At 56.0% G+C, this 24,854-nt stretch carries 24 protein-coding genes; 6 read left to right on the top strand and 18 right to left on the bottom strand.

Translation table 11 applies throughout. The features are described from left to right. Positions 1-43: 43 nt before the first annotated feature. Positions 44-319: a hypothetical protein gene (locus tag AC812_RS04680; protein ID WP_061919670.1), complete on the bottom strand. Its 276-nt coding sequence runs from the start codon at positions 317-319 to the stop codon at positions 44-46. A gap of 180 nt (positions 320-499) precedes the next feature. Between AC812_RS04680 and AC812_RS04685 the strand changes: the two genes are divergently transcribed. After that, positions 500-913, top strand: a complete 414-nt coding sequence (locus AC812_RS04685) for a ribbon-helix-helix domain-containing protein (protein ID WP_061919672.1) — start codon at positions 500-502, stop codon at positions 911-913. 20 nt (positions 914-933) lie between these two features. Here the strand turns inward: AC812_RS04685 and AC812_RS04690 are convergent, their stop codons facing one another. Continuing rightward, positions 934-1,167 carry a hypothetical protein gene (locus tag AC812_RS04690; protein WP_061919674.1) on the bottom strand — a complete coding sequence of 78 codons (234 nt, stop codon included), beginning with the start codon at positions 1,165-1,167 and terminating at the stop codon, positions 934-936. Between the two features lie 594 nt (positions 1,168-1,761). Then, complete coding sequence (locus AC812_RS17495) at positions 1,762-2,169, bottom strand: hypothetical protein (protein WP_145962595.1); 408 nt, start codon at positions 2,167-2,169, stop codon at positions 1,762-1,764. A 166-nt stretch (positions 2,170-2,335) separates the two neighbouring features. On the opposite strand from AC812_RS17495, the gene AC812_RS04695 reads away from it, so the two are divergent. Together AC812_RS04695 and AC812_RS04700 are read left to right on the top strand one after the other, a co-directional pair. Beyond that, positions 2,336-2,620: a type II toxin-antitoxin system RelE/ParE family toxin gene (locus AC812_RS04695; RefSeq protein ID WP_061919676.1), complete on the top strand. Its 285-nt coding sequence runs from the start codon at positions 2,336-2,338 to the stop codon at positions 2,618-2,620. A gap of 8 nt (positions 2,621-2,628) precedes the next feature. Further along, the gene (locus AC812_RS04700; RefSeq protein ID WP_061919678.1) at positions 2,629-2,943 is read left to right on the top strand and encodes a HigA family addiction module antitoxin; all 315 of its coding nucleotides are present in this window, start codon (positions 2,629-2,631) and stop codon (positions 2,941-2,943) included. A 10-nt stretch (positions 2,944-2,953) separates the two neighbouring features. On the opposite strand, the gene AC812_RS04705 is transcribed toward AC812_RS04700, so the two are convergent. Then, entirely contained in the window at positions 2,954-3,772 is an 819-nt protein-coding gene (locus tag AC812_RS04705) for a tyrosine-type recombinase/integrase (RefSeq protein WP_061919680.1), read from the bottom strand. A gap of 369 nt (positions 3,773-4,141) precedes the next feature. Here AC812_RS04705 and AC812_RS04710 point away from each other — a divergent pair, with 369 nt between their 5' ends. From AC812_RS04710 to AC812_RS04720, 3 genes are all read left to right on the top strand, one after another. After that, on the top strand, positions 4,142-12,187 hold the full coding sequence (locus AC812_RS04710) for an RHS repeat-associated core domain-containing protein (RefSeq protein WP_062158808.1): 8,046 nt from the start codon (positions 4,142-4,144) through the stop codon (positions 12,185-12,187). A gap of 184 nt (positions 12,188-12,371) precedes the next feature. Beyond that, positions 12,372-12,851: a hypothetical protein gene (locus tag AC812_RS04715; protein ID WP_145962596.1), complete on the top strand. Its 480-nt coding sequence runs from the start codon at positions 12,372-12,374 to the stop codon at positions 12,849-12,851. Between the two features lie 9 nt (positions 12,852-12,860). Next, positions 12,861-13,709, top strand: a complete 849-nt coding sequence (locus tag AC812_RS04720; protein WP_061919686.1) for an RHS repeat-associated core domain-containing protein — start codon at positions 12,861-12,863, stop codon at positions 13,707-13,709. Between the two features lie 508 nt (positions 13,710-14,217). On the opposite strand, the gene AC812_RS04730 is transcribed toward AC812_RS04720, so the two are convergent. The 14 genes from AC812_RS04730 to AC812_RS04785 all read right to left on the bottom strand — a co-directional run bounded on the left by AC812_RS04730 (position 14,218) and on the right by AC812_RS04785 (position 24,853). Beyond that, complete coding sequence (locus AC812_RS04730; protein ID WP_062158810.1) at positions 14,218-14,610, bottom strand: hypothetical protein; 393 nt, start codon at positions 14,608-14,610, stop codon at positions 14,218-14,220. 39 nt (positions 14,611-14,649) lie between these two features. Further along, positions 14,650-15,357 (bottom strand): hypothetical protein, encoded by a 708-nt coding sequence (locus AC812_RS04735; protein ID WP_062158812.1) that lies wholly within the window; start codon positions 15,355-15,357, stop codon positions 14,650-14,652. A 200-nt stretch (positions 15,358-15,557) separates the two neighbouring features. After that, entirely contained in the window at positions 15,558-15,782 is a 225-nt protein-coding gene (locus tag AC812_RS04740) for a hypothetical protein (RefSeq protein ID WP_061919691.1), read from the bottom strand. A gap of 239 nt (positions 15,783-16,021) precedes the next feature. Then, entirely contained in the window at positions 16,022-17,290 is a 1,269-nt protein-coding gene (locus AC812_RS04745; RefSeq protein WP_061919693.1) for a hypothetical protein, read from the bottom strand. Further along, positions 17,274-17,714, bottom strand: coding sequence for a hypothetical protein (locus AC812_RS04750; RefSeq protein WP_061919695.1), 441 nt, complete (start codon positions 17,712-17,714; stop codon positions 17,274-17,276). Before AC812_RS04750 ends, AC812_RS04745 begins: the two co-directional genes overlap by 17 nt. Positions 17,715-17,781: 67 nt before the next feature. Continuing rightward, positions 17,782-17,910, bottom strand: coding sequence for a hypothetical protein (locus tag AC812_RS18255; RefSeq protein ID WP_272897789.1), 129 nt, complete (start codon positions 17,908-17,910; stop codon positions 17,782-17,784). 80 nt (positions 17,911-17,990) lie between these two features. Further along, the gene (locus AC812_RS04755) at positions 17,991-18,431 is read right to left on the bottom strand and encodes a pilus assembly protein TadG-related protein (protein ID WP_061919697.1); all 441 of its coding nucleotides are present in this window, start codon (positions 18,429-18,431) and stop codon (positions 17,991-17,993) included. Positions 18,432-18,433: 2 nt separating this feature from the next. Next, on the bottom strand, positions 18,434-18,838 hold the full coding sequence (locus AC812_RS04760; RefSeq protein WP_061919699.1) for a TadE/TadG family type IV pilus assembly protein: 405 nt from the start codon (positions 18,836-18,838) through the stop codon (positions 18,434-18,436). 13 nt (positions 18,839-18,851) lie between these two features. Further along, positions 18,852-19,013, bottom strand: a complete 162-nt coding sequence (locus tag AC812_RS17500; protein ID WP_157235426.1) for a hypothetical protein — start codon at positions 19,011-19,013, stop codon at positions 18,852-18,854. 3 nt (positions 19,014-19,016) lie between these two features. Beyond that, on the bottom strand, positions 19,017-19,424 hold the full coding sequence (locus tag AC812_RS04765; protein ID WP_061919700.1) for a prepilin peptidase: 408 nt from the start codon (positions 19,422-19,424) through the stop codon (positions 19,017-19,019). Further along, on the bottom strand, positions 19,421-19,966 hold the full coding sequence (locus tag AC812_RS04770; RefSeq protein ID WP_061919702.1) for a hypothetical protein: 546 nt from the start codon (positions 19,964-19,966) through the stop codon (positions 19,421-19,423). Before AC812_RS04770 ends, AC812_RS04765 begins: the two co-directional genes overlap by 4 nt. Continuing rightward, positions 19,966-23,292: an OmpL47-type beta-barrel domain-containing protein gene (locus tag AC812_RS04775; RefSeq protein ID WP_061919704.1), complete on the bottom strand. Its 3,327-nt coding sequence runs from the start codon at positions 23,290-23,292 to the stop codon at positions 19,966-19,968. Before AC812_RS04775 ends, AC812_RS04770 begins: the two co-directional genes overlap by 1 nt. Before the next feature lie 115 nt (positions 23,293-23,407). After that, positions 23,408-23,980 carry a methyltransferase family protein gene (locus AC812_RS04780; protein ID WP_061919706.1) on the bottom strand — a complete coding sequence of 191 codons (573 nt, stop codon included), beginning with the start codon at positions 23,978-23,980 and terminating at the stop codon, positions 23,408-23,410. A gap of 9 nt (positions 23,981-23,989) precedes the next feature. After that, positions 23,990-24,853, bottom strand: coding sequence for a type II secretion system F family protein (locus tag AC812_RS04785; protein ID WP_061919708.1), 864 nt, complete (start codon positions 24,851-24,853; stop codon positions 23,990-23,992). Position 24,854 lies beyond the last annotated feature (1 nt).

Below are 24,854 nucleotides of genomic sequence, written 5' to 3' on the forward strand. Positions count from 1 at the left end.
GTGGAGTTTTCAGATGGGCAGGGCTGGGTAGCCCTGCCAAGTGTTACTCGCTCGCCTGAAATTCGGAAATCTGCGTCCGCCATATCAACTCCAACAAGGGAGTGACCTGGCTCTGCCAGTCCGGGACTACCTTCGTGAGGCATTCCAGACACAAGGCGTCTCCATCCACCACAGGGACGGGACGCAGGGGTAAGTCGCTCAGACACATATCGCAAATGACCTCGTCCGCCGCCAGAGTCGGGCCAACAACCTCGACATCGCCATAATGCAAAATATAGGCGGGGCGTTCTTCGGGTTCCCAAAGGGTAATCGTTGTCATGGCTGTTCTCCTTTCGGGTCAGTGCCGCACCACTGACCCATGTAGGTATGAGTCAGTGGCTGGAGCGGCAGCCCGATGGAGAGAGGCGAGCGATATAACTTTGTTAAGGTGCGGGAGTTGACACTCGCAGTCATTTGTTATAACATTGTTATAACAAATGACCACTTGGAGAAATTCTCTATGAAGATCAAAGGCTTTCGTCTTTCTGACGAAACTCAGACCCAGATCGCCTGGCTGGCCAAACGAAAGGGGGTAACGGCTACCGACATCGTCCGCATGGCCGTCGCCGAGATGTTCCAGCAGGAAATCGCACGCCTGCCCCGCTTCCGGTTGCACGAACGGGTCTTGTATCTCAACGAACAGCCTGTGGTGTATTGCACCGACCGCTTGCTGACCGAACTCCCCGAAACGTTTCTGCTTCAACTGGAGCACGGTACGGCCGATCCCATAGAGACGATGATCTATCTCATCTTCACCATCGCCCGCATCGGGGAGCCTGTTCAGATTGATGAACAGGCTCTGAATGACCTCATCGGCTGGTCGCTCCCCTTCCCCAAAAACGAGGAAAGCAATCAGGATGAGGGGCGCGGGTAGCGCCCCTCATGGGGCAAGAGTCACGTCTTGGGGCGCATCATCTCGATGGACACCAGGATAAGACGGAGGGTCTCCAGGACTTCAGGTGAAATCTCGACCTGCTGACCTGCGAGAAACTCTTCCACCTCCTTCCTGGCCTTCGGGTCTCGAATGCGCTTGCGAATCTCACGAACGAGTTCTTGCGCTTCTTTCTCCGAAAGAACACGCCCACCGATCCGCACCCCGTGCTCTTGCCAGTCACGGTTTTTAGGCATACCGCACCTCCAGAAGGAATTGGGGCGGCAACCGTCCTGGCGGGTGACCTTCCCCCGTCTTTTCGAAATGAGACGGCGGAAAGTCACGCTTCCGAAAGCCTTTGCTGGTTGTTAAGGTGCAGTTCCGGGTTTATCCGCCCGGTCGGTGATGTCGGCATGGCAGGCAGGGAGGGTAACCCTGCCTGACGGGGGATTGGACGCCGCAACCCGTTCCCGGACTTGCCGGAGTTTGCGCCCGCTCCCCCTGACTAGGTTGGGGTCTTGCAGGCACTCACCTCCTTTCGGACGGACTTTGGCGTCCGGCGGGGCAGAGCCGGAATTGTGTCTGTACGGCTTCCGCTTTGCCGTACACATCCCCCAGTCTTGAAGAGGTCATCTCGATCCCTATCTTGCGGGGAACGCCTGATTTATTCTGCTCCCGCCGTGACCGCCCTGCCGGATTTGCACCGGCGCTACTGCGAGGGCGGTTTGGCTTGCTTTGGTAAGGTGCGATGCCCTTGCGGGTAGGTCACTCCTACTGGACTTGCACCAGTATTTCGCACTCTGCGGAGTGGTGAATTTGGAGAGGGGCTTGTGGCCGCTCTCCGGGGGGACTTACCGCCTGCGGTTCGTCAGGATTGCCAGTAACGCTTCTCGCTCCTCTTGGTCTCTTGCCTTCTGTATCAGCCGATAGAGCAGATATTTTTGGGAAAGGTCGTAAGCAATCAGCAGCACGGCAAGGACGATCAGCAGGGGTATCACTTCGGTCAGGTTCACATTTGGCTCACCTCCTTTCGTTCCCCACGCCGGGGGAAGAGAGCAGCCCTCTCCCGCCGGAATGGAGAACGAAAGAGACTTGTCCCAGTGGACACCGGTGAGGGTGAACCGCTCGATTGTAAAAGTCCCGCCACGGGCTTTGTCAGCCGGTGGAATGTGGCTGTCCGGGAGTTGCACCCGAAAGCGGCTTTGACCGTCAGCCGATAACGAAAAAGCCCGTTGGCAAATGCTTTCACATTCGTCCAACGGGCTTTGTGGCCGGTTTGACGCTCTTTCAGGCGGAGGGTCTTGTGGACGCTCCTGTCCGTATTGTAGCAAAAGTCAAAACCGCACGCAAGTAATCTGATCTCGAATTGTATATTATTCCTGTTTGGCGCTTGACGCCAAGCGTTGTGCGCTATATAATAATCCTGTGATCAAGAGCTTCAAGGACGAAGAAACCCTGAAGATTTATCGCCGCGAGCGTTCTCGCAAGCTGCCTCTGGAAATCCAACAAGTCGCTCTGCGAAAATTGCGTATGTTGAACAACGCCACCTCTTTGAACGATTTACGCGTGCCACCCGGCAACCGCCTGGAAAAACTCAGCGGTGACCGCGATGGACAATGGTGCATTCGTATCAACGATCAATGGCGCATTTGTTTTGTCTGGCAGGAAGATCATGCTTATCAGGTTGAAATCGTGGATTATCACCGATAGAGAGGATGATGATGAGCGAAAAGTTACATCCCATTCACCCCGGTGAGGTTCTTCTGGAAGAGTTCCTCAAACCGCTGAATTTGAGCCAGCACCGTCTGGCGATTGAGATCGGCGTGGACCCGCGCCGCATCAATGAAATCGTCCTGGGGGAACGCAGTATCACCGCCGACACCGCCCTGCGGCTCGGACGTTATTTTGGGGTTTCACCTCAGTTCTGGATGGGGTTACAGGCCGAATATGATCTAGATGTGGCTTTGGACAAACTGGGTGAACGCCTGGAACGAGAAGTCCGACCGCGCCGGGTCACCCCCACTGCTGCTTGATGGGATCATCTCACACCCCCTCCACTGCATCCTGTATTCGCTCCGCAGTCGGGTGCAGGTAACGCCCGGTCGTTTCAATCCGGGAATGTCCCAGAATCGCCGCAAGCGTGGCCACATCCACCCCCTTTTCAATCGCACGGGTGGCAAAGGTGTGCCGTAAGGTGTGCGGGGTGGCTTCCACCCCGGCGATCCGCGCATACTCCGCTACCATGCGCTGCACATCCCGCTCCGCAAGCGGCCCACTGCTGCGGGAGAGAAACAGCCAATCCTCCGTCACCTTCGGTCTTTCGTCCAGCCAGGCTTTCAAAGCCTGACGCACCTCGCCGTTCAATGGCACACGGCGGGTCTTGTTACCCTTGCCGCCTCTCACCGTCAACCAGCCCGAACGCCCGTTCATCTCGACATCTCCCAGCCGCAGGCGCACCACCTCACCCACCCGCAAGCCTGCCCGTGCCATCAGGTTCAGGATGGCGGTGTCCCGCTGGCTGCCTTCGGCGGCGGCAAACAGCCTGCCCAACTCACGGGCGGAGAGAGCTTTGAGGGGCGGGGTGACCTGCTTTGGACCTTTCACCTTCAAGGTGCGCCCCAGGTGGCGCAAGAGCGAGCGGATGGCTGCCAGGCGTAGATTGACGCTGGCCGGTGAGAGCCTGCGAACGGTTTGCAGGTAGGCGGTGTAGTCCTTCACTTCAACGGCGGTGAGCAGGTTCCAGTCCACGCCTGCGCCGGTGGTGCTGGTGTACCACTCGGCAAATTCGTCCAGTGCAGAGCGATAGCGTTCTGCCGTGCGGGGGCTGGTGAGGATTGACAGGAAGTCCTCTATGGGGTTCATTGGTGCGGTTTCCTCTCGTTAAAAACATTGTGCGACGCAGTTTAGAGGGGTTTTTAGCCCCAAAAACGGGGGTTTTGAGGGGTTTTTGGGGTGTTTTGGGTCGTACAATGTGTATTGTACGACTATGTTGTGCGACGTGCAAAATGAGCCGATTGCACCTGAATTCTAAGGATTTGTTAACCTGTTGTTAACCTATGCAACCTCAAAAATACCCTTACGGAAGCCTCCCTGGCAGCCTGCCCCTGAGTATCATAAAGAAAAGAAGCTTTTTTTCAACTTGAACTTGCCACTTCGACACCGCCCGATTGTTTCATCAAAAAATCACTATGGTTTGGCAGGCGAGAGTGAAACGATCGGGAGGTTTTCCTGATGAACCCTATTTTGAACCTTCTTATTGTTCTAGTCCTTGTTCTCAACCCCTTTCTGACATCCTTCATCCCGCTCGGCACTTCCGTACCACCCAAGGGTTATTCAATACCTGATAACATCAATCGCCTCCTCGATTCTCTCCAGCAACAATCATCCCCTTTACCATCCCCAGAACCCAATCCAACCCAAGAAATCACCCCGTCACCTCCTAACGAGGGGGAAGAATCCATCAACCCAACGGTGGATTTCACCCCCACACCTTCCCCGGCAATCCCGCCCGCAGCAAACGAAACCCCTACGCCGCCCCTCCAGGAAACGCAACCGACAGATATCCTGTCGTTTCAAGAGATACTGAGACAGGGTTTTTTCATCGAAGTCGCTTCTCCCTTGCTGGTCGAAAATGAAAAAATCCTCTTGCGATGGCATTTCCCGGAAACCTTCTCCACCAATGTCGGTGAACTTCGTCTTCAAATCATCCTGCCGCAGGGAATTCAACCATCCGAAGGGCAGGATGGCAAATGGGAAGAACCCATCTTTACACTTTACCCAAAAGAAACACAGGGAGAATTAATTCTGATCCCGCAAAAAGTGGAGGATAACCTGCTGGAGATTCGCGCAACCGGTTGGGTAAATGATGATCCCATCTTTTCGGATAACCTCTTTCTGGCCCGACCCAATTTAGTTGCGGGTATAACCGAAGCCAGGGCAGTAGATGCCCAAAATCGTGTTTCGGTAAGTTTTCCATCCGAATCTTTTTCAGAGGAACTTTCGGTGGTGATCCTGCCGGTCTCGGACAAGCATAGATGGATCAGCGGTGCAGACCAGACAGCCTTTGAGATCCTTGCCATCAACAAGGCAGGTGAAACGGTAAAACACTTCGAAAAACCGCTAAAAATCGAAGTCCAATATGACCCCGAATTGTATGGTGGCAACGAAGCAGCCCTTTATCTCTCCTACTTGGACGAAGAAAAAATGGAGTGGCTCTACCTGCCCAGTCGAGCAGATGCCGAAACCCATATTCTAACCGCATATACCGATCACTTCACCCTGTTCAACCTCAATTCCGACAACCTGCAGTCCCCGCTCATGAACCGGCCGGAAAGTTTTCAAGTCGCCGATTTCACCGGGGCAGGAACCTTCTCTATCCCAATCAATCTGCCACCCGGGCCGGGTGGTTTTCAACCTTCCTTGTCCCTCGAATACAACAGCCAGATCGTAGATACCGCCAACATTGTTACGCAGGCCAATTGGGTCGGCATGGGTTGGTCACTGGATGTTCCGTATATCTTCAGAGACATGCACGGCACTTCTTCGGATACCAGTGATGATACTTTTCATCTGATCCTTAACGGCGTGTCCCATCGCCTTTTGAAGGATGCCAACGGCGTTTATCACACCGAAAGTGAAACCTTCATCAAGATCAATTATTACCAGTACACCTCATACGAACCCTGGTGGGAGGTGTGGGACAAAGAGGGTAACCGCTACCTCTTTGGACAACGATATGTCCATTTCCGCGACGCTCCCGATAATCGCTACATCAGCCGCTATCTTCGTATAAGAGGGCAGGATTGGGCATTTGAAAACTACCGCTGGTCGGTCAATACCATCACTAACAAGTTCGGCAAGGAAATTCGCTTTACATATACCGAGTTTACCAAGCCGGTCGACCGCGATGACAATGGCTATAACGATGATTATTACGACCGTTCGGTGCTTCCCGAGTCGATCATCTACCCGAATAACCGTTATCGGGTATTCTTTACCTTTGCTCATGATCGAACCGACTACCGCACCTGGTGGGACAGCACGCCGCTCAATTTCTTCTACGACAAAAGTCGTCTGGTTTCTCTAAAAATCCAACACAATCCCGACGGCAATCCCGCTTTCACCAACGCCACCACCGTATATCAATACAATTTCTTCTACAATCTGGACAACGTCTCCGGCATGAGTTCTGCCCCCATCTTCCCTAACTATACCTGGGAGGCCGGTGGAAAGACGCTGGCACTGAATGCCGTGCAACTGGTTGCCTTTGACAGCAATAATCAGCCCTCTTATCAGCCCATGGTCAAATTTTATTACAATGATCAAATGCATCTGACCAAAGTGGACAATGGTTTCGGGGGCATTTACGAATTCACCTACTCCCGATGGTACTCGTGGGCGAGTCCGGGCAGTGATTTCGATAACGGCAACCCATGGGATAACCCTAACTTCCCCGCCGTTTGGAGAAAAAATCTCAGCCATTACATCCAACCCGGCCAGGATTTGAACAATGTAGTCGAATATGAGTGGGGGATTGGCAGTGAGGATATGCTCGTCAGAACTCAATTCCCGTATAAGGAATATCAAAATGTCTTCCTGGGCAGTCAATATGAATTGCACATCAAAATTCAAATGCCCGCAATCGCTCCAAATCCTTCCTCGATGAATCTTTTCATCGGCATGGATGATGGGCTGGGAAACACCTACAACACTGGCGGACAAACCGGGATGGATGTTTTCCCAATGAGCAAACCAAATAACGCCACGCTCAATCTCAACTTAAGTTATACCCTTCCTGCTTCTTCCCGACCCGTCAACTGGGCCAATAACGGCAGTGGTCTAACCAAATTTCGCATTGGCTGCCGCTGGTCCCCCAATAATTATTGCCGTCTCATCGAACTGCAATTCCGCCGATTACCCACTTACTACCGCGTGAGCAGCAGAAAATTGACCGAGCAGATCACCGGCAAAAGCTACACGTTTTCCTACACCTACGAAGGCGCTTCGATGAACAACGAAATCGGTTTCGGCGAGTTCAACCAACCATTATCTACATTTTACGACCCACCCTTCACCGTCTTTCGCGGTCACAAGAAAGTCATCCAGATCGGCCCCGATCAACGTAAAACAACTACCGAGTTCTACCAGCTCACCAAAGACCGGCCTTATTACAGTGAATTCTATGTAACCGGCTCGCCGATGAAGATTACCATACAAAACGGTTCCAATCAAAAACTAACCGAAACGATCCTCTACTACGCTTATGATGCATGGACGCCGCAGTATCCCTTCAGCACAAAAGCAGATCTTCGTATTCGCTGGGTACGAAAAGCCAGTGAAGAGAACCTGGTGTACTCTTCCAATGGATCGACCTGGACGGCATCCAAAAAATACTTTTACTACGACCCGCTCCGGCAAAACGGCCAGCAATATGGCAATTTGACCAACCTGGTCGAATCATTCTGGAATGGAAGCACCTGGCAGGATTACCGCGTCCATTGGTGGGGATATTATCCCAATAACTCCGGTAACCTCTACCTGGTCGGCCTGCCCGGTTATCATAATGTGTATGCCTGTCCCGGCGGTTCTCAAAACGGAAATTGTTATACCATCGGTCAGGCAGGTATCTCCGCCAGCCTTGTCCATTATTCCTTGTGGTATCTATACGATAATCAAAATATGTACAATCTCTCTCCAACTGCCGGGGTTCTGACCGGCCATCGGTTGCTGCTCTACTGGCAGGATCCGGTCAATCTAACCGGCCCCGTTTATCAGGACACCGCTTATTCCTACGATAGTTGGGGTAATCAAATCTCGGTCAATCGCTACATCCAGCCCAACACCTTCAACGGCTTTGCTGCCGGTTCGTTTCAGAATACATCTTCCTGTTACGGGGTGGCCAATCAACCGGCCGGTTGCAACGATGACGGTTATTACACTTTCCTGAAATGGGAAAAGAACGCCCTTTCACACGTGACCACTTATCAGGATTTTGACTTCCGCATCGGCAAACCACGCCGGGTTACCGACCCCAATAACAACGATGTCTGGTTGACCTATGACAGTTTTGGCCGATTGACCAGTGAAGTCCACCCCGGGGATAGCTCCACCCTGCCCACCACTCGCTATGTCCATTGCGACACCTGTTATCCCTATATGTTTGCCGTTGTTCAACGCATCGAGGCCGGGAACGACAGTCTGCTGTTCAAAAAGCGTTTCTTCTTCGATGGCTTGGGCAGGATCATCCAGACTCACATTCCCAACGCCACTTTGCAAAAACCCGACCAGAGTGGTGTTGAATCTCGCGACATCGTGGTGGATTACGATTATGATGCTTACGACCGCCTCATTCGCGAAACAGTCCCCTACGATACAAACCTTACCATGGGCTACAAAGGTCAGGCGTTCAGTGTGCAACCTTTCACCACAACCACTTACGATATACTGGGCAGACCGTTACAGATCATTCGGCCGGACGGGACGATCGAAAGCACTTACCAGTACAACGGTTTGGAAACCTCGATCACCAATGCCAACAATCAGACCACCTACCAGACCCAGGACGTATGGGGGCGAATTATTGAGGTCAAGCCACCCACCGGGCCGAAAACTCGCTACCTGTACGACCCGCTCGACCGGTTAACCGCTGCCCAGCAGATCGAACGCAACAGCACTACCCCCTTTGCGGTAACAAACATTTCCTACGATTACGGCGGGCGTAAAACCTCGATGATTGACCCCGACATGGGCTACTGGAGCTATGCCTACGATGCGCTTGGTAACCTCACCCGCCAGACCGATGCCCGCGGGCAGCGAATTTGTCTCTATTACGATCCGCTCAACCGTTTGCTCGGTAAACATTATCGCAGCGATGATGCCTGCCCATCCTCTCCAACCTATCAAGTCAGTTTTGCCTACGATCAGGGCACAAACGGCAAAGGCCAGCGCACTTCGATGAGCGACCCCAGCGGCAGCACCAGCTGGACGTACGATGCGCGCGGTAGAATGATCTCCGAAACCAAAACCATCAGCGGGCATGGCACCTACCGCATGGAATGGGTCTATAATTCCGCTGACCAGATCCAGCAGATCAAGTACCCCGGTGGTAACGATGGCAGTCTGGGCGAAACAGTCACCTACACCTATCATCCCCAATTGACCGTGAGTACGGTCAACGGCGCCACCCCGTATGCCCCGGAATTACGCTATGATGCTGCCGGAAGAACCGTTGAGCAGCGCTTTGGCGGCTCGGCCACTGCGCCGATGCTCAAACAAAAATTCGAATACTTCGATTGGAAAGTTTATCCCGGGGGAAACTGTCAAAATGCCGCCTCGTGTGGACGATTGAAGAATATCCTTGTCGAAAAAGTCGCTTCTCCAACAGCCGTTCACCTCAACCTGATGTTTACCTATGACCCGACCGGTAACATCACTCGCATTGACGACTATGTGATGGGCAGCCCACAATCTCAGCAATTCGCTTACGATAGCCTGAACCGTCTTGTATCGGCCTCTGCCAGCGGTGGCACGAACGGTCTGTATAGCGAAACCTACGCCTATGACAACATTACCGGCAATCTTTCTCGCAAAGGTGCCCCCGGTCAAGAGGGATATTACGCCTACGATCCGCTTCACAAGCACGGTGTGCAACGCGTTACCGGCATTGGCGGTAGTAACAAGACCGTCTCCATCCGGGCGCGCGGCAGTGTCGCAGGTGGGGTCTGGCCGGAGATGAAGCTGTACGTCAACGGTCAGGAAAGAGCCGTCTGGTCGGTAACCTCGACCGCCTACGCCGACTACTCGGTTTCGACATCCCTCACCGGTCAGGATGTCTTTGAGGTCGTATTTACCAACGATGCAGTGATCAACGGTGAAGACCGCAATTTGTATGTGGATTATGTCATCGTGGACGGACAGACCATTCAGGCCGAGGGCGGAGCGGCCATCCTCGACCGCGGTCAGGGAAGCGCTTCCTTCGACGGCGTGGATGTCATCTTTGGTCAGGAAGCCATCTACTGGAATGCCGCTCTGCGATTCGTGCGCGGCAGCCGGGCTTTTGCCTACGGTTACGACCAGAACGGCAACATGACCAGCCGCCTTCAAGATGGCGCTGCTTCGATCCTGACCTACGACGCCGACAACCGGTTAGTGCAGGTAGCGCGTAGCGGCAATGTCATCGTTTCCTTTACCTACGACGGGGACGGCAAACGCGTCAAAGGAGTGGATAACGGACTGGTCACTCTATATCTGGACGATTTCTTCGAGGCCGTGCTGGCCACCCCCACACCAACCTCAACCGCCACAGCCACCCAAACCAGCACTCCCACCCGAACCTCCACGGCAACCGCCACCCCCACAAGCACCCCCACCTCAACGTTCACCCCCACTGCTACACCGACCATAACCCCTAGCCCCACCAACACCGCAACCCCCACCGCTACCCAACCGCCCGACCTGATCTTCGCCGATGGCTTCGAAAGCGGCAACTTGAACGCCTGGTCTGCTGTGGCAGGTGGGGCAAACTTGAGCGTGACCACCCCTGCTGCCCTGCGCGGTAGTTACGGCTTGCAAGCCGTGGTCAACGACACCACCACCGCCTACCTGCAGGACAACTCCCCCACCGCCGAGCCGCGTTACCGCGCCCGCTTTTACTTCGACCCTAACTCGGCCGTGATGAGCAACGGCCACAGCCAGTTCATCTTCGTTGCCCTCGACGAGAGCCTTTCTCAGAATAACGATATTCTCCGCCTGCGGCTGAACTATCAGAACGGCTACCGTCTGCGTATTGAAGGGCGTCAGAACGACGGCAGCCTGTCCTACGGCACTTACCAGACCCTCTCCGACGAGGCTCATTTCATCGAATTCGACTGGCAAGCGGCTGCCAACGGCCGGGTGGATGTGTACCTCGATGGGCAGCTGGTGAACACCCTCTACCTGACCACCGATCAGTTGCGAGTCGACAGCGTCCGCCTGGGGCCGCAGGTCATGACTGCCGGGGTGAGCGGTACGCTGTTTTTCGATGCTTTCGAATCGCGCCGCGCCAGTTACATCGGCCCCTCGGCCTTCCGGCCGCCTCTGACGGTGGCAGCAGGCTGGTCACCGCTCACCACCATCCTCGAACGCTTGTGGCACTGGCTGAACACTCTGTTCGCCCACTCCCCTTCAGTCCAGCAGCCCGCCCTTTTGCAGGCCGTTCCCGCCGGGCAGACCTGGCGCAACTACATCTTCATCGGCAGCCAGCGGATTGCTGTGAGGGAATACACCACCGCCGGCAGTGTCTATTTCCTGTTCGGTGACCACCTGGGTTCGACCAGCATAGTCACCGACATCGGCGGCTCATTTCGTTCCCGCCATCTCTACAAAGCGTGGGGCGAATTGCGCTATACTACCGGTGAGTATTCCGTGCGCTACAAATTCACCGCCCAACGAGAGGAAGCCACCCCGGGACTGTACGACTACCGCGCCCGTTTCTACGACCCCCTGCTGGGACGCTTCATCCAGCCGGACAGCCTTGTGCCGGGGGCAGGTAACCCGCTGGCATGGGACAGGTACGCCTACACCCTCAACAACCCGGTTCGGTACACCGATCCAATAGGACATCGAGCATGTAATGGTACACACCCCCGCGATTGTGAATCAGACGCACCCCTCACTTCTTATGGCTATAAAAATGCCATCCATCATGAATTTGGATGGACAGTCTTGGGCAATTTCTCCCTTGTCCAACTTCAAATCATTATGAAAACTGGCATTGATATTCGTGCTTATGCCGACTCACACACTGGTGGTCAGGGTGATTATTGGATTAAGAAAAACTTGGGTAATGCGGTATTCCATGTGGGTGGGTTAATTCAGAAATATGCGTCTCTCAAGACCGGTGCGCCCACTTCACTGGTTGTACCACACCGCCATGTCTGGCTGTCAAGTTCGTTTGAGACCTTTAGGCATCCTCATCAGCACATTGCCCATGAATTGGGTCATGTTTTCGATAACAATTTTGTCAATACGGGTATACTACCTGCCACCGTCATCGGTGGGAGTCTGGGTGATGCCGCGGTCAGATTTGCAGGCGGTATTCCGCTAGGCAAGAGATTCAATACCCCTCCACTTCAAATTCCAGAGGATTTCAAATGGGGAAGTTTCGCTCGAAGTGGATATGGCAATGGATCAACTGCCGATTACTTCGCAGAGGCTTTTGCCTGGAGTATCTACAATCCAGAGGTTGTTCCCGGCTCGTTATCAATATGGGTCGGTGCAATCGTTTCGCTCACTCAATAGGTGGTCCATGAAAATTCTTCATTTTCTTCTTTTGTTTGGAATTCTCTTTCTATACCCCCTGGGCTGTACCCCACCACCCACCTCCACTCCAGAACCAGGTCAGATTATCCTTGATTCACCTTGCTCTCCGCCTTGCTGGTATCAGATCATTCCGGGTAAAACCACCAATGCTGAGGTACCCCTCATGCTCAGTCAGATACCAGATTTAGATCAAGAACGCTCCATAAAAATCGGCCCCTGGGGTAGTTATTCAGAGGTCTATAGACTATACTTTCTTGGAGATTATTTTAAGGGTGAGATACTCGTTAAGGATGATGTTGTGAATCGTATCGGTTTATTTGGAGATTTCAATCTGAGTTTAGAAAACACCATTGAAACCTTTGGAATACCCGATCAAGTTGTAATTTCGAGAGTCTGGGCTGGTGATATTGCCACAAAGAGCCTTTACCTGCTTTACCCTGAGATAGGATTGGTCATTCGCACGGATCAAAGTGGCTTCAAGCCAATAACGGTTGAAAGAGCTGATCAGGTAGATTTGATTTGTTTCTTGAATACCGATACTTACTTCGATTCACTCACCCAAACACCGGAAATTGTGACCTCGGAAGATCTGGCCAAACAAATTCTCTCCTGGCCGGGGTGGGGAGCAGTGCTGGAGGATTAAACGCTGTTGATGAAAAATGGCCACTTCACCGCCCAACGAGAGGAAGCCACCCCGGGACTGTACGACTACCGCGCCCGTTTCTACGACCCCCTGCTGGGACACTTCATACAGCCGGACAGCCTTGTGCCGGGGGCGGGTAACCCGCTGGCATGGGACAGGTACGCCTACACCCTCAACATCCCGGTTCGGTACACCGACCCCGGCGGGCATTTTGCCTGTGGGGATGGAGTTGATGATCCAAGATGTGAGCAGTTTGAACCTACGCTGAAGGATTCTAAAATTATTTTTCAATTTGACACTAAAGTAATTATAGAAGAATCCATACCATTTACGCCTGAACAGCTTAGAGATTGGGGAACGAATCTCAATCACTTTGCTTTGGGGGTTGACGCACTGGCAGAATTGATCGTAATTGGTCATGTGGGAGTAGGCACAACCGCAGGAACTATTTTTGAAGGTAATCCCGTCTCAGGTATTCCATCAGGATTTGCCGCTGGTTGGATATTGGGCGAAACAAATCCGATTGTCCAAAGTCTGATTACTGTTGGGAATGTTTCTGCAACCATAGCTTCAACAGCAAGTATCTTGGCCGATATGAAATCCGGTGATAGCCGTCTACAATTTCAAATTGCACAAGCACCTAAAAATATTACCATGATGGGTAATATCTTCTTTAGCTCAAATTCCTTGGCAAGCGGCTATCTAACAATTTTGGGATGGGCAACTCGCATTGTAGAAGGCTCATTATTAATTCAAACAGCCGCTGTTGCCTTTGATCATGGGGTAATAAACACTCATATCTATAATGTGCCTCTCAATTTTCAAATATCCACCCAAGTTGTATGGTATAAGGAGTAGTGAAGATGAATTTCTGTCAAGGTTTTCCACTCTCAATTATCATAATCGCTTTAGTTATTATGATAATTGGCGCAAAGCCTTGGGAAGCACCTAAAACGAATAAACAGCGATTGGGACGTTCCATTTTGACAGGAATCGGTACCGCTATAATTGTAATAAATGGGCTCGCCTTCATGGGAGTTAGCCAAAGTTCAGGAGATTGTGTTAGTGATTTCCTTGACTTGAATATTGGGTCGTGGGCTTGGATAACCATTCCTATTTTTGTGATGACTACAATAGGTGCTTACATTGGATATTGCCAAATCATATGGCTGCATTCTTTTCGCAGGAAAATCGAAAAAAGGAGAAAGTAATGGGTTTCTCTTTTTAAAAACCGATAGGAATTGATACTTATCGGCAGCCAGCGGATTGCCGCACTTGCACCTGCCGCAAGTGCAGGTGTGAGGGAATACACCACCGCCGCCGGTAGTGTTTATTTCCTGTTCGGTGATCATCCTAGGATCTTGAATTACCCTGCTTTACTTCGATGATAAAACTTGTGAAAAATTCTCCATCCCGAAAGAATGATCAATAAAGCCCCACTCAGACTGGTGTAGGAATTAAAACCATACAAAACCCCACCAAAACTCCACTGCGGTGGTAATAACGGATACAACCACGCATATAATCCCAAAGCCAGAAGGAATAGCAAAGCCATTACACCTGCTTTTTGTCCGGCAAAGTAGAGAAACATTCCCAAACTTACCCCCATAAAAATCAAGCTGCTCATGGCTACCACAACAAGGTGAGGAAAGAGAACAAACTCTGTTGCCATGGAATGTCGCACTACTCTGAGCAGCTGATCTAGTCCAAAGCAAACAACAGGATATAAAAACAGAAACCAAATGGCCTTTGTTTTCACATGCCTCCTATTCATTATCCAACAATGCTTGAAAAACCATTAGTCACACACTAGAGCGCTTTGTCCTAAACCAATACAGAATTGTAATGTCCAGGAACTACCTCCACGGACTAATTGGCTATACAAATGGACACCATGGTTACCTACTTCATCCTGCATATTTATAAAAACACCTCGCCATGGGGGGGTTGTAAAATAATAAACATTCAACTGGGGAACTCCTATCCAATATTGATAGCTTGTTGAGTAAGTTCTCCCAGTTTCGCTTACCCCTGCAACTCCCGGTCTAAGGTGTGAGTTTCGAATACTCACAGTATTATCAAATTTTTGCCACATTGCAGAATAATTATCTACCGCAATATATCTAACTCCATTGATGAACTTTTCTCGATATGCCATTTGCAGGGTAGCTTTTACTGCAGACGTTTGATCCCACTTACTTACCGACTTCAAATATGATGAGGTAATTATGACTTCATAATCAACTATCTGATGGTCTGGGTCATTTTTATATCGAATATTTACAGGCAACTCTACTGTTCTTCCAGTTTCTGAGTTCCGTAGAAGTACCTTAACTCGTTCTCCCGCCGGGCCTCTTAAATACCTGCTGGCCTGTACATCTGTTTGGGGAATAGATATTTGAATCAGCAAAATCATTATCAATATGACATATATTACCGATTTTCTGTCAAATTTACACTGATGGATTAAGAACCCTTGTTGGGGTGATTTTTCTCTCATTTTCATTCCTTTATCACTCCTATTTTATGAATCAACATCATAGAATTTATTTCATTATAGGAATAGCAACTTATCCATACAAGTACCCCTGGTCATAGAAGGTGGTATGACTTTCGGCATTAAGTAGATAACTGCAAAAAAATCATGACCGCCTGCTCATCTCGCGCAGGCGGTCTGTTTGGCTCGCTTCGGCACGCATACGGCGGTTACTTGATCCATTGGTCGAGCCGTCTGTCCAGCGCATACTGCCCGCTGCCGATGTACACCGCCGTCCAGATGAGACGGACAATGAACACGACAGCGAACAGCACCGCCACCACCAGCAGGACGGTATCCACAGCGGCGGTGTCCAGACCCAAGAGGGTCTCAAAGTCCACCCCCGCCAGATACAACCCCGCTCCGGCCAACAGGAACAAAATCAAGTGTTTCATGGCTGCTCTCCTTTTCGAGTGGTTTTTTGGGCTGACTGCCCTCTGACCGCCCACCCTCACGGATGAGCAGACAGAGAAGGCAGCCAGCCGCCACCCGTCCCGGCACACTGCGGGTAAGCGTGCCAGCAGAGGGAGAGCAGCCACTCCCGCCGTATTCGCCTGTCAACGAGCCACCCGGAGACCAGGAACGGGCTGATCCCCGGACGGGGAAGGGGGACGCTTCCCCCACCCCCGTCCGCTTACCAGCGTTCCAGCCACAACGATTCTGCCGGGGTGATGTCCACCATCTTGCGTAACTCGTCCCCGATGAAACTGAGCGACTTCAAGTCGGTGGCCACCCCGCCCAGCCGCTCCGCCTTGCAGTCCCGCACCAGTTTCTCCCGTCCCTCTTCGTTCGCCGCACACAAGGCCACCCTGCCATCGTTCAACTCGGCCAGGTTCTTCCACTTCCTGCGGCTGCCATCGCCACGCTCGACCTCGACATACCAGCGCTCGCCGTCCCGCTCCACCTGCAAGTCGGGCCGCGCAGCCCCTTCCACCTGCGGCAATATCACGGCGTCCCAGCCGCGCAGCCGGGCGTGCAGCGCAAAGGCCAGCGCCATGACGCTGTGCGCTTCCTGCGCCGCCCCCTGGTGCAGCCGTAACAGCCGCTCCCATTCGCTTTCCACGACCTGCCAGCCCCACAGGGCGCACAGGGCCTTGCCGTCTTCGGACAGCCGATAAACCGCCAGCCCGGTCTCGAACGGTTTGTACATGCGGATGTTGTCGCTCACCAGCAGGCCGCTTTTCACCAGATCGTCCACCGGACGGCGTACCGAGTTCGTCCGCTCGGACAACCCCTCGACCACGCTCACCACCCGGTCGATCTCCATCCGGCTGCTGATGCCCCCTCTCGCCACCGCATACAGCACCAGCACCTTGCGCCGGTAGCGGATGCCCGATTCTTTCGGTTTCAACTGCGCCTTGAAGCGTTCCGGTGCGGGCGGAACGACCATCCCGCTCATCTCCTCGACCAACTTGCGCCACAGTTCGGGCAGTTCGGCAGGGGTGAGGATGCGCCCGGCTGGCCGTTTGGCTTCGCCCTTCTGCTTCGGCTTTTCCTTCGCCTTCGCCTCATCCAGCCGTTGCTGCAACTCCTCGCGGGCGCGGCGTTCCTGCGCCGCTTCCATCTGCGCCCGTTCCAGCCGCTCCCGCAGGGTGGTCAATTCGCCTTCCAGTTGCACGATGCGCCGTTCCAGCGTTTCATACCCGTTGCCCTTCGGCTTCGTCCAGCCGCTGCCCGTCCCCACGCTGACGCCGTTCCAGAACGCCGTCCAGTCCGCCGCCGTCCAGACCTGCGGTATGGCGGGGTTGTCCCGCCTGCGGGCTTCCAACGCTTCCCCTGCCAAACGCTGGGCCAGTTCCAGCACCAGCGCCCGGTATTCCCGTGCCACCCGCTCGGCGTTCTGGCGCAGTTCCCGCTCGGCGTTCAGGATGTCCTCCAACGCCCGCTCACGGTAGGCTTCCACCGCTCACCTCCGCTACCCTGCGGCTGGCTTCCGCCACCGCTTCTACTGCCCGCTCCCGGCTGTCGCCCATCGCCCAATTCCGCAGGGCTTGCGCGGCAGCCGCGACCGCTTCCCGCTGTGGCTGCAAGACGGCCTGCCCGCCTTTTGCCATCTCGTTCAGGATGCGGTCTGCCGCTACCTGCACCCGCAAGGGGTCGAGCGGCTTGTCCAGCAACGCCGCCATCTCCTCGCAGGTCTTTTGCAAATCCCGCAGTTCCTGGCGGTAGGCGCGCTCGGCCTTGTGAATCTGCCACTCTGCGTAGGTCAGGACTTTGCCGCCTTCCGGCGTGAACAGCCAGCCCAGCACGCCCAGCAGTATCAGGACATTCACGGCCACGATAGCGGCCACAACCGAAAACTCTCTCGCGTCAATCTCGATCTCCAAACCTCGCTCCTTTCTGCCCGTGCCGTGGGGCAGGCGTTCGGCCTGTGCCTTGCGCCTGCCTGCTGCCCTACCAGGTCAGCCCGGCGACCATCTGGTACACCAGCACCAAGACCCGTTTGGCCAGCAGATTTCCCACGAACAGGGCGGCTGCCACCTGGATGGCAGACAGCCACAAATTGACGGCTGCACTCCTCATAGGGCGGAGACCTCCTTTCGCCGAATCTGGATCTCCGCACCCTCGTGAGCTTGGCAGACCCCAGGCATCCGTCAAACTCCCTAACGCCGGTTGACCCGCATCTCCGACACCGCCACCACATGCACATTCAAAGTTGGCGATGAGGGGATGAGCAGTTTCAGCCCGGCGCTGGCCGTGCAGCGCGCCACCGTTGGCGATAACAGCGATATGCCGGTCAGGGCAGGTGAATAGCCGACAATGCCCTTGTTGGCCACCGTCCCGCTGAACGCCTGCGCCGCATAAGACGCACCCAGCCCCAGATTGATTTGCCGTGCGCCGGTTCGGACAAAGGTGGGCGTATCCAATGCCTGCGCCGCTGCCTCACAGGCGGCATCCGCCGCCGCCTGCAATTGGGCATGCAGATACAACGCCCGCACGATGTCCACCGTCAGCACCGCCAGCGGGATGACCACGAAGGTCAGCACGATCACGAAATAGGCCATTGTCTGCCCGCGTTCGCCGTTGCGGAATGTCCGTTTCATGCCTACCATCCTTCCTGCCGGAAGGTGGCCTGCGCCTGACCCTTGAACTCCACCGCTCCGCCACCGCCCAGCAGTCCCAGCATCGAGCCGATGTAATTGGGGGCCGTCCAGTTCACCGTGACCACCACCAGCGAACCGGGACGCCCGCCGCCCGAAGCGGCTACCGAGTAATCCCCAATCATCGTCCGCGACAGTGCACTGTGGGCAGCGGAAGCCGCAGCCGCCGCTGCCCCGCCCTGCGTGACCGAGCCGACCCGTGCGCCGTAATTGGCGGCATTGGCCGCCGCTACGGACGCATACCCGGCAATGGCGAAGTTGATCAGCGCAAAGGTCAAGACCAGCACCACCGGCAGCGATACGGCGGTCTCCGCCATCGCATTCCCAGCCTCATGCCGTCTTTTGACCATCGCCGTCCTCCGACTAGATACCGCTGGCAACCTGCATGATTTTGCCCAGAATGTTGATGCCCAAGGCCTGGAAGCCTGCCAGGGCCACCAGCAGGATCAGCGCACCGACTACGGCGTACTCGCCCATGTCGTTCGCCTCACGGCTCAGCAAGAACAGTTTGATTTTCTCGAACATGACTTAACCTCCCGAAATGATTTGAACTGGAATGGATAGAAACGCACCTGCTGCAAACACGGGCACTGCCGGAAAGCGTGCATCTTTCCCGTGACGCAGCCACAATCCCGCTCCGACCAGCAGCCGAAGCACCAGCGCAATCAGAAAACCTGCGGGCATGAACACCGCCATCGTTGCTAAAACCTTCCCGTCCGCTCCGCCTGTACCTCCTTTCCAGAACGAAAAGAACATGACCACGAACACCAACCCGAACAACCAGAGGGTGATTCCACCCTGCCGTACCGCCCACAATCCTGCCAGCACAAAGGGGGGAATGGTCAGGATGTTCGGCACGCTGCGGGTGCGAATGTCGTACACCGCACAGACCACCAGCCAAACCATCACCGCTCCGGTAACCAGCCATGCCGTCATTTCTTCTCCGCCAGAGGGACACGGTAGAAATACAGCCGCTTGGGTTCGCCCCAATTGACGCCCAGCGCCTTACCCACCTGACCGGCTTCGATGTCGAACCACTCCCCGGCGTTCAGGATCGAGCGTTCCTCCACCTGCACCTTGCCGGGATTGCGCCCCAGAAGCGGGTCAACCAGGTTGGCCACCTTGCCGTTTTTGGCTTCCAGCGGCTTCAACAGCCGTTTCAGCCGGTCGGGTGAGAAGGGCGAGACCACCAGCCGGGTGGCATTGTCGGTCAAGAACGAAACCGCCAGAGCCTCACCCTGCACCCGCTCCACCCCGGTCAGGGTCAGGTCAAGGTGCTGCCCCAGCCAGGCCAGCGGATTGTCCACCCTGACCGCCTGGCGCTGCTTCTCCCGCTTTTCGGCAACCTGCATCAGATACCAGTCGCTCAACACCTGCTCCATCTCCCGCAGGGCGGACGCCTGACGGGAGTTGTACAGGGTGAGGATGGCACCCAGCATCAGCACGGCTGCCAGTGTCGCTGCTGCCCATAAGTCCATTACTTCACCTCCTGCAAGTCTTTGATTCGTTCCATGCGCTCCGCCAGTTTGCGAATCGCTTTGGGTCGTTCGTCTCTCATCGCCGAGTAGCCCAGTGCCGCCGCCAGCCCGATGAGGGTCAGGAACGGCCACAAGGCCCGCCGCACCACCTCTACCGCCGCCTGCACCTCGATTTTGGGCGGCTTGACCGCCACAGTCGGCTGCGGGGTCGGCAACACCACACTCACCGCCGGGGGTGTACGGGTCGGTTCTTCCCGTTCTTCTTCGGTTGGCGTTTGGGTCGGCGTAGCCGTGGGGGTCGGCGTGGCCGTTGGCAGGACGGCAATCACCAGCGGCTTTGTGGCAGTCGCTTCTTCCCGTTCCTCCGCCGTTGGCGTGGGTGTGGGAGCGGGGATAATCACCGTCCCGCTCGCCGTAACCGTGCGGCCTGCGATGTCCGTGACCTGCACGGTCACGGGGTACTGTCCCGGCACGGCTTGCGTGCCGTCTGGGAACTTGCCGTCCCACTGCACCGGATTGGGGATGTCCTCGATACTGTCCCCGCACCATTCCACCTTGCGGCTTTCGTCTGCCGGGTCTTGAATCGTCAGGCAGACCTGACGGATGGGCAGATCGCCGGGGGTAATGCTGACCTGCCCGCTTTCGCTGATGACCCACAGGCGGGTTATCTCCGCCGCAGGCAGGGCGTTGCTGACCAGCACATCCACGCCGGTGGTGTAGGTGTTGCCCGCTTTGTCCGTCAGGCGCAGGTACAGGCGTTTGTATCCGCCGCCGGTCTGGGTGGTGTCCCACGCATACGCCCAGCGGTCAGCGGCAAAGGGTATTTCCTGCCACTGATAGCCCATTGAGAACGAGATTTCCAGCCGCAGTAGTCCCGATAGCGCATCGGACGCATCACCCGCCAGTTCTACCGTCCCGGAGAGCAGTTCGGGCAGGGCTTCGAAGCCGCCCTGCGGCGGGGTCAGGTCAATCCCGAACGAACGCCGGATTTCCGTCACCCATCCGGCCTTGTCCTCTACCTCACCGATGACGGTATGCCAGCCTTCTGCCTCGTAGGTCTCATTTGCAGAGAGAATACCAAGACCTTGCGATTGCCCTATGCGTGCCTCCGCCAGGCCCGAAACGGCGTCCTCGCCGGTGATACTCACCTCCACCGCACTGCGGTACCAGCCCTCGACACCCGCCTCACCGGATAGGGTCATCGCTCCCACCGGCGGGGTGGTGTCCACCCGCACGGTGGCCGCCTGCGTGCTTTGGTTGCCCGCCTCATCCACCGCCCGGATGAGGACACTATGAACACCGTCCGAGAGGGTGAGATTTGGCTGCCCATTTACTTCCACCAGCACAATTCCGCTGGTGGCATCGCTGGCCACCCCGCTCACCTCGACATCACTACGGTACCAGCCGTTGTTACCGGCTGTACCGGTCACATCCAGCCCGTTGATCGTGGGGGGTGTGGCATCCCGCCGCACGGTTGCGGTTGCCGTCTGGCTGTTCCCGGCGTTGTCCGTCACCCGCACCGTGACGGTATGCGTTCCGTCTGCGGATACGGTCAGGCCGTTCGGCTGCCATGCGCCGCTGCCCAGCCGGGCTTCCCGGCTGGCCACCCCGCTGGTAGCATCCGTACCCTGCGCCGTAACCGCCACATCCGAGACATACCAGCCGTTCTGTCCATCCACCGGCGGGAGGGAGAGGCTGGCGGTTGGGGGCGTGGTGTCCACCCGCACGGTACTGCTGACTGTGCTTGACCAGTGACCGGCGTTATCCTGCGCCCGTCCCTCTACCGTGTGAACGCCGTCCGTGCCAATCACGGCACTGCTCTGCCACGCCCCGCCGTTCAGCCGCACCTGGCTGATGGCCACCCCGCTGGTGGCGTCCGTTCCACCGGCGGAGACGGTGGGGTTGCTGGTAAACCAGTCGTTCTGCCCGTTGGGTGTGGGGATATTCAGGCTGGCCACCGGCGGAACGGTATCACGGCGAATCGTGGCGGCTATCGTGTTGGAGTAATTACCCGCTACATCGGCGGTTCTGGCGTTGATACTGTGAACCCCATCGGTTGTAATCGTGACCGGCGAATTGACCCATGAGCCGGTGTTTACTCTGATGATTGCATGAGAAAAGCCCGAACCCGGCGCAGGGTCGCTGCCGCTGGCACTCACGGTTACATTGCCGATATACCAGATACCGTTGATGGTCGGGCCGCTTTCGTTCAAACTTACCGAAGGCGGCACGCTGTCAATGCGAAGCGTAATGCTGTCGCTGGCCGTGTTGCCCGCCACATCACTAACAGTGGCGGTTACGCTAGTCGTCCCTTGTGTCGTGATATTACAGGGATTGCTGCCGCAGGAAAGCGTCAGTCCCGCCACCCCGCTGGTGTCATCGTAAGCAAGCACATTCAACACAACAGGGCTGCGATACCAGTCCTGCTCGCCGGGCGTCCCCGAAGGATTGAAATTAATCCACGGGGCAACGCTGTCTTTACGCACCGTCACGCTGGTAGTGCTGGTATTACCCGCCCAATCCTGCGCCACCAGGTCAATCTGGGTTATCCCGTCTGCGCTGATCGTGCAGGGGATTGAAATACACTCTAAACTGCCCGGCCCGCTGGCAGCGGCGTTGTTCAAACTATACAGGCCGGAGACTACATCGCTGGCAGTGGCACTCACGGTCACATTGCTGCGGTACCAGCCGTTCTGCCCCGCCGTTCCGCTCAATGACGGCGTGATGGACGGCGCACCCGAATCGAACTTGTAAGCCAGGCTGTTCTTGGCGCTGGTATCCCCGTAACTGGACACCGCCCAGTACCAGAACGTCCCCTGTCCCTGCGGCGGCGTAAAGCTGCAAGACGCTCCGCTGCACGACACCGCCGCCTCGTTCCCACCGGTGTAATTGCCTTCCATGCGGGTAATCGAGTAGCCGCTGACCGGCTCACTCCCGCTCACAATCAGGGACGCCCCAGCCCGGCACCAGCCGCCATTGCCCCATGTCGAACAGGCGAAACTGCCGCTAGCCGTCGCCGGGTTGTGAGTAACCGTAGTCGTCTGCTCACTTTCGTAGCAGGTGTACAACGCACCGTTGTTGTAGGGCACATCGCCGCAGAAGCAATAGTAGTCGTTGTCGCTGCACCGTTGACCGGGACCGCCCATCCCGCAGCGGCATTCCAGCGTCCAGGGCGAGTTGCGATAAATCGAACGCACCCAACCGGTAACAACCTCCACCTGACGGGGTCGAATCGGGCCGGTGTAGGCGGCAATCGCCACCGTGACCGTTACCAATGCAACCGCCAACGCCACCAGGGGGGAGAGTTTGCCAGACCACCCTCGCATACCCGCCTCCCCTACTGCTTCGCCGCCCAGCGCAAGAGCCGGTCAAGCACCAGCCCGGCGCAAAGCCCTGCCGCAAAGATTCCTGCCATCAAAGTCCATTCCATCGCAAACCTCCTTACCAGACGAACGGCAGCAGCCGCCAGCGTACCCGCTGACCGTAGTCGGCGTAGCCGTCCAGAATGCGCTCTTCCCAGCCAATCCGCAGGACGAAAACAAAGACGATTGCACAGAATAAAAGACCGTTCCATGCGTTCAGGTTGGAGAGCGTGACCGCACCGAACGAAAGCAACTCCCCGGCATACATCGGATGGCGGATGAAGCGGTACGCCCCGCCCACCACCAGCCCCCTGTCCGCCGGGGCAATCCCGAAACTCTGTCCCAGAGACGCCAGTCCCCACAGCGAAAACACCACCCCGCCAAAAGCCACAACCAGCCAGATGTTTTCCTGCGCCGCAGGCTGCAAGCCGAACGGCAAGACCGCCGCAAGCCAGGCGGTCAGTTTGCGGGTCAGGTTTGCCCCGCTCTTCTCCGCCCGGCGGGTCAGGAACAGGAAGGCCGCCAGCCCGGACTGCACCGCCAGTGGCAAAGCCATCCACGACCCTGCCGTGACCTGCGCCAGCCGGATGCCCAGCAAGAGGGCAAACACCACTGCGCCAATCCAGTCCCCGGCCTTCCAGCGTCTCCACATCGCCGCACCTCAAAAGGCACTGAACAGAGCCAGCAAAATCGGCAAGAGGATGGCCACCATGAAGGGCGCAAAGAAGAACACGGTCATCGGCATCAAGAGGGTGTTATCCAGACTAGCCGCCGCCATCTGCACATGCGCCCGGTACTCACGGGCAAAGCCCCTTGCCACCTCGCTCATCACCCGCGGGCCTTCCACACCCTTGCCCGCCACCTGATCCAACTGCACCCCAAAGCGCAAGAGGGCGGGCAGGTTGTACCTTGCCAGCACTTCCAGCACCACCCCCTCCGCCGTGCCGCTGGTGAAAGCCGGGCGTCCAGAGCGGGACGATTCGGACACGGCTTCTTTGAGGATTTTCCCCAGCGGGCCGGGTATCTCCGCTGCCCGTGAGAGGGCCTGCTCCGGGCTTGCCCCGGCCGACATCTCCGCCGCCAGTGCAGTCGCCGTTTCGGGCATCAGCCGTTGAATCTCCGCCCGCGTGTCATTGGCAGCACTGCGTACCCGCAGGATGGGGTAGTAAGCGGCAATTGGCACGGCCAGCCAGAAGATCGGCCCCGGTTGAGTCAAGAGCAGATAGACCAGCACCGCCCCGCCGTACACCAGACTGCGGGCAAGGATACCGCCCACCGTCCAGTCGGCGTACTTACCGCCCAACTGCGCCATCTTCAGGTGGTCAACAAGGCTCCCCGGACGGGTCTTGATGTACTGCTCGCCGTAGCGGTCAAAGGCGGACTGGTTACTGCCGTCCAGCATTCCGCTTACCCGCGCCGCCGCGCCCCGCTCGAACCGAATGGTCTTTGCCATGCGGTAGGCAAAGAATGCCGCCAGTGCCGCAAGGACAAGTGCCACGATTTGCCGTACCTGATATGCGTCCATC

The sequence above is a fragment of the Bellilinea caldifistulae genome, assembly GCF_001306055.1.
Classification (GTDB): Bacteria; Chloroflexota; Anaerolineae; order Anaerolineales; family Anaerolineaceae; genus Bellilinea; species Bellilinea caldifistulae.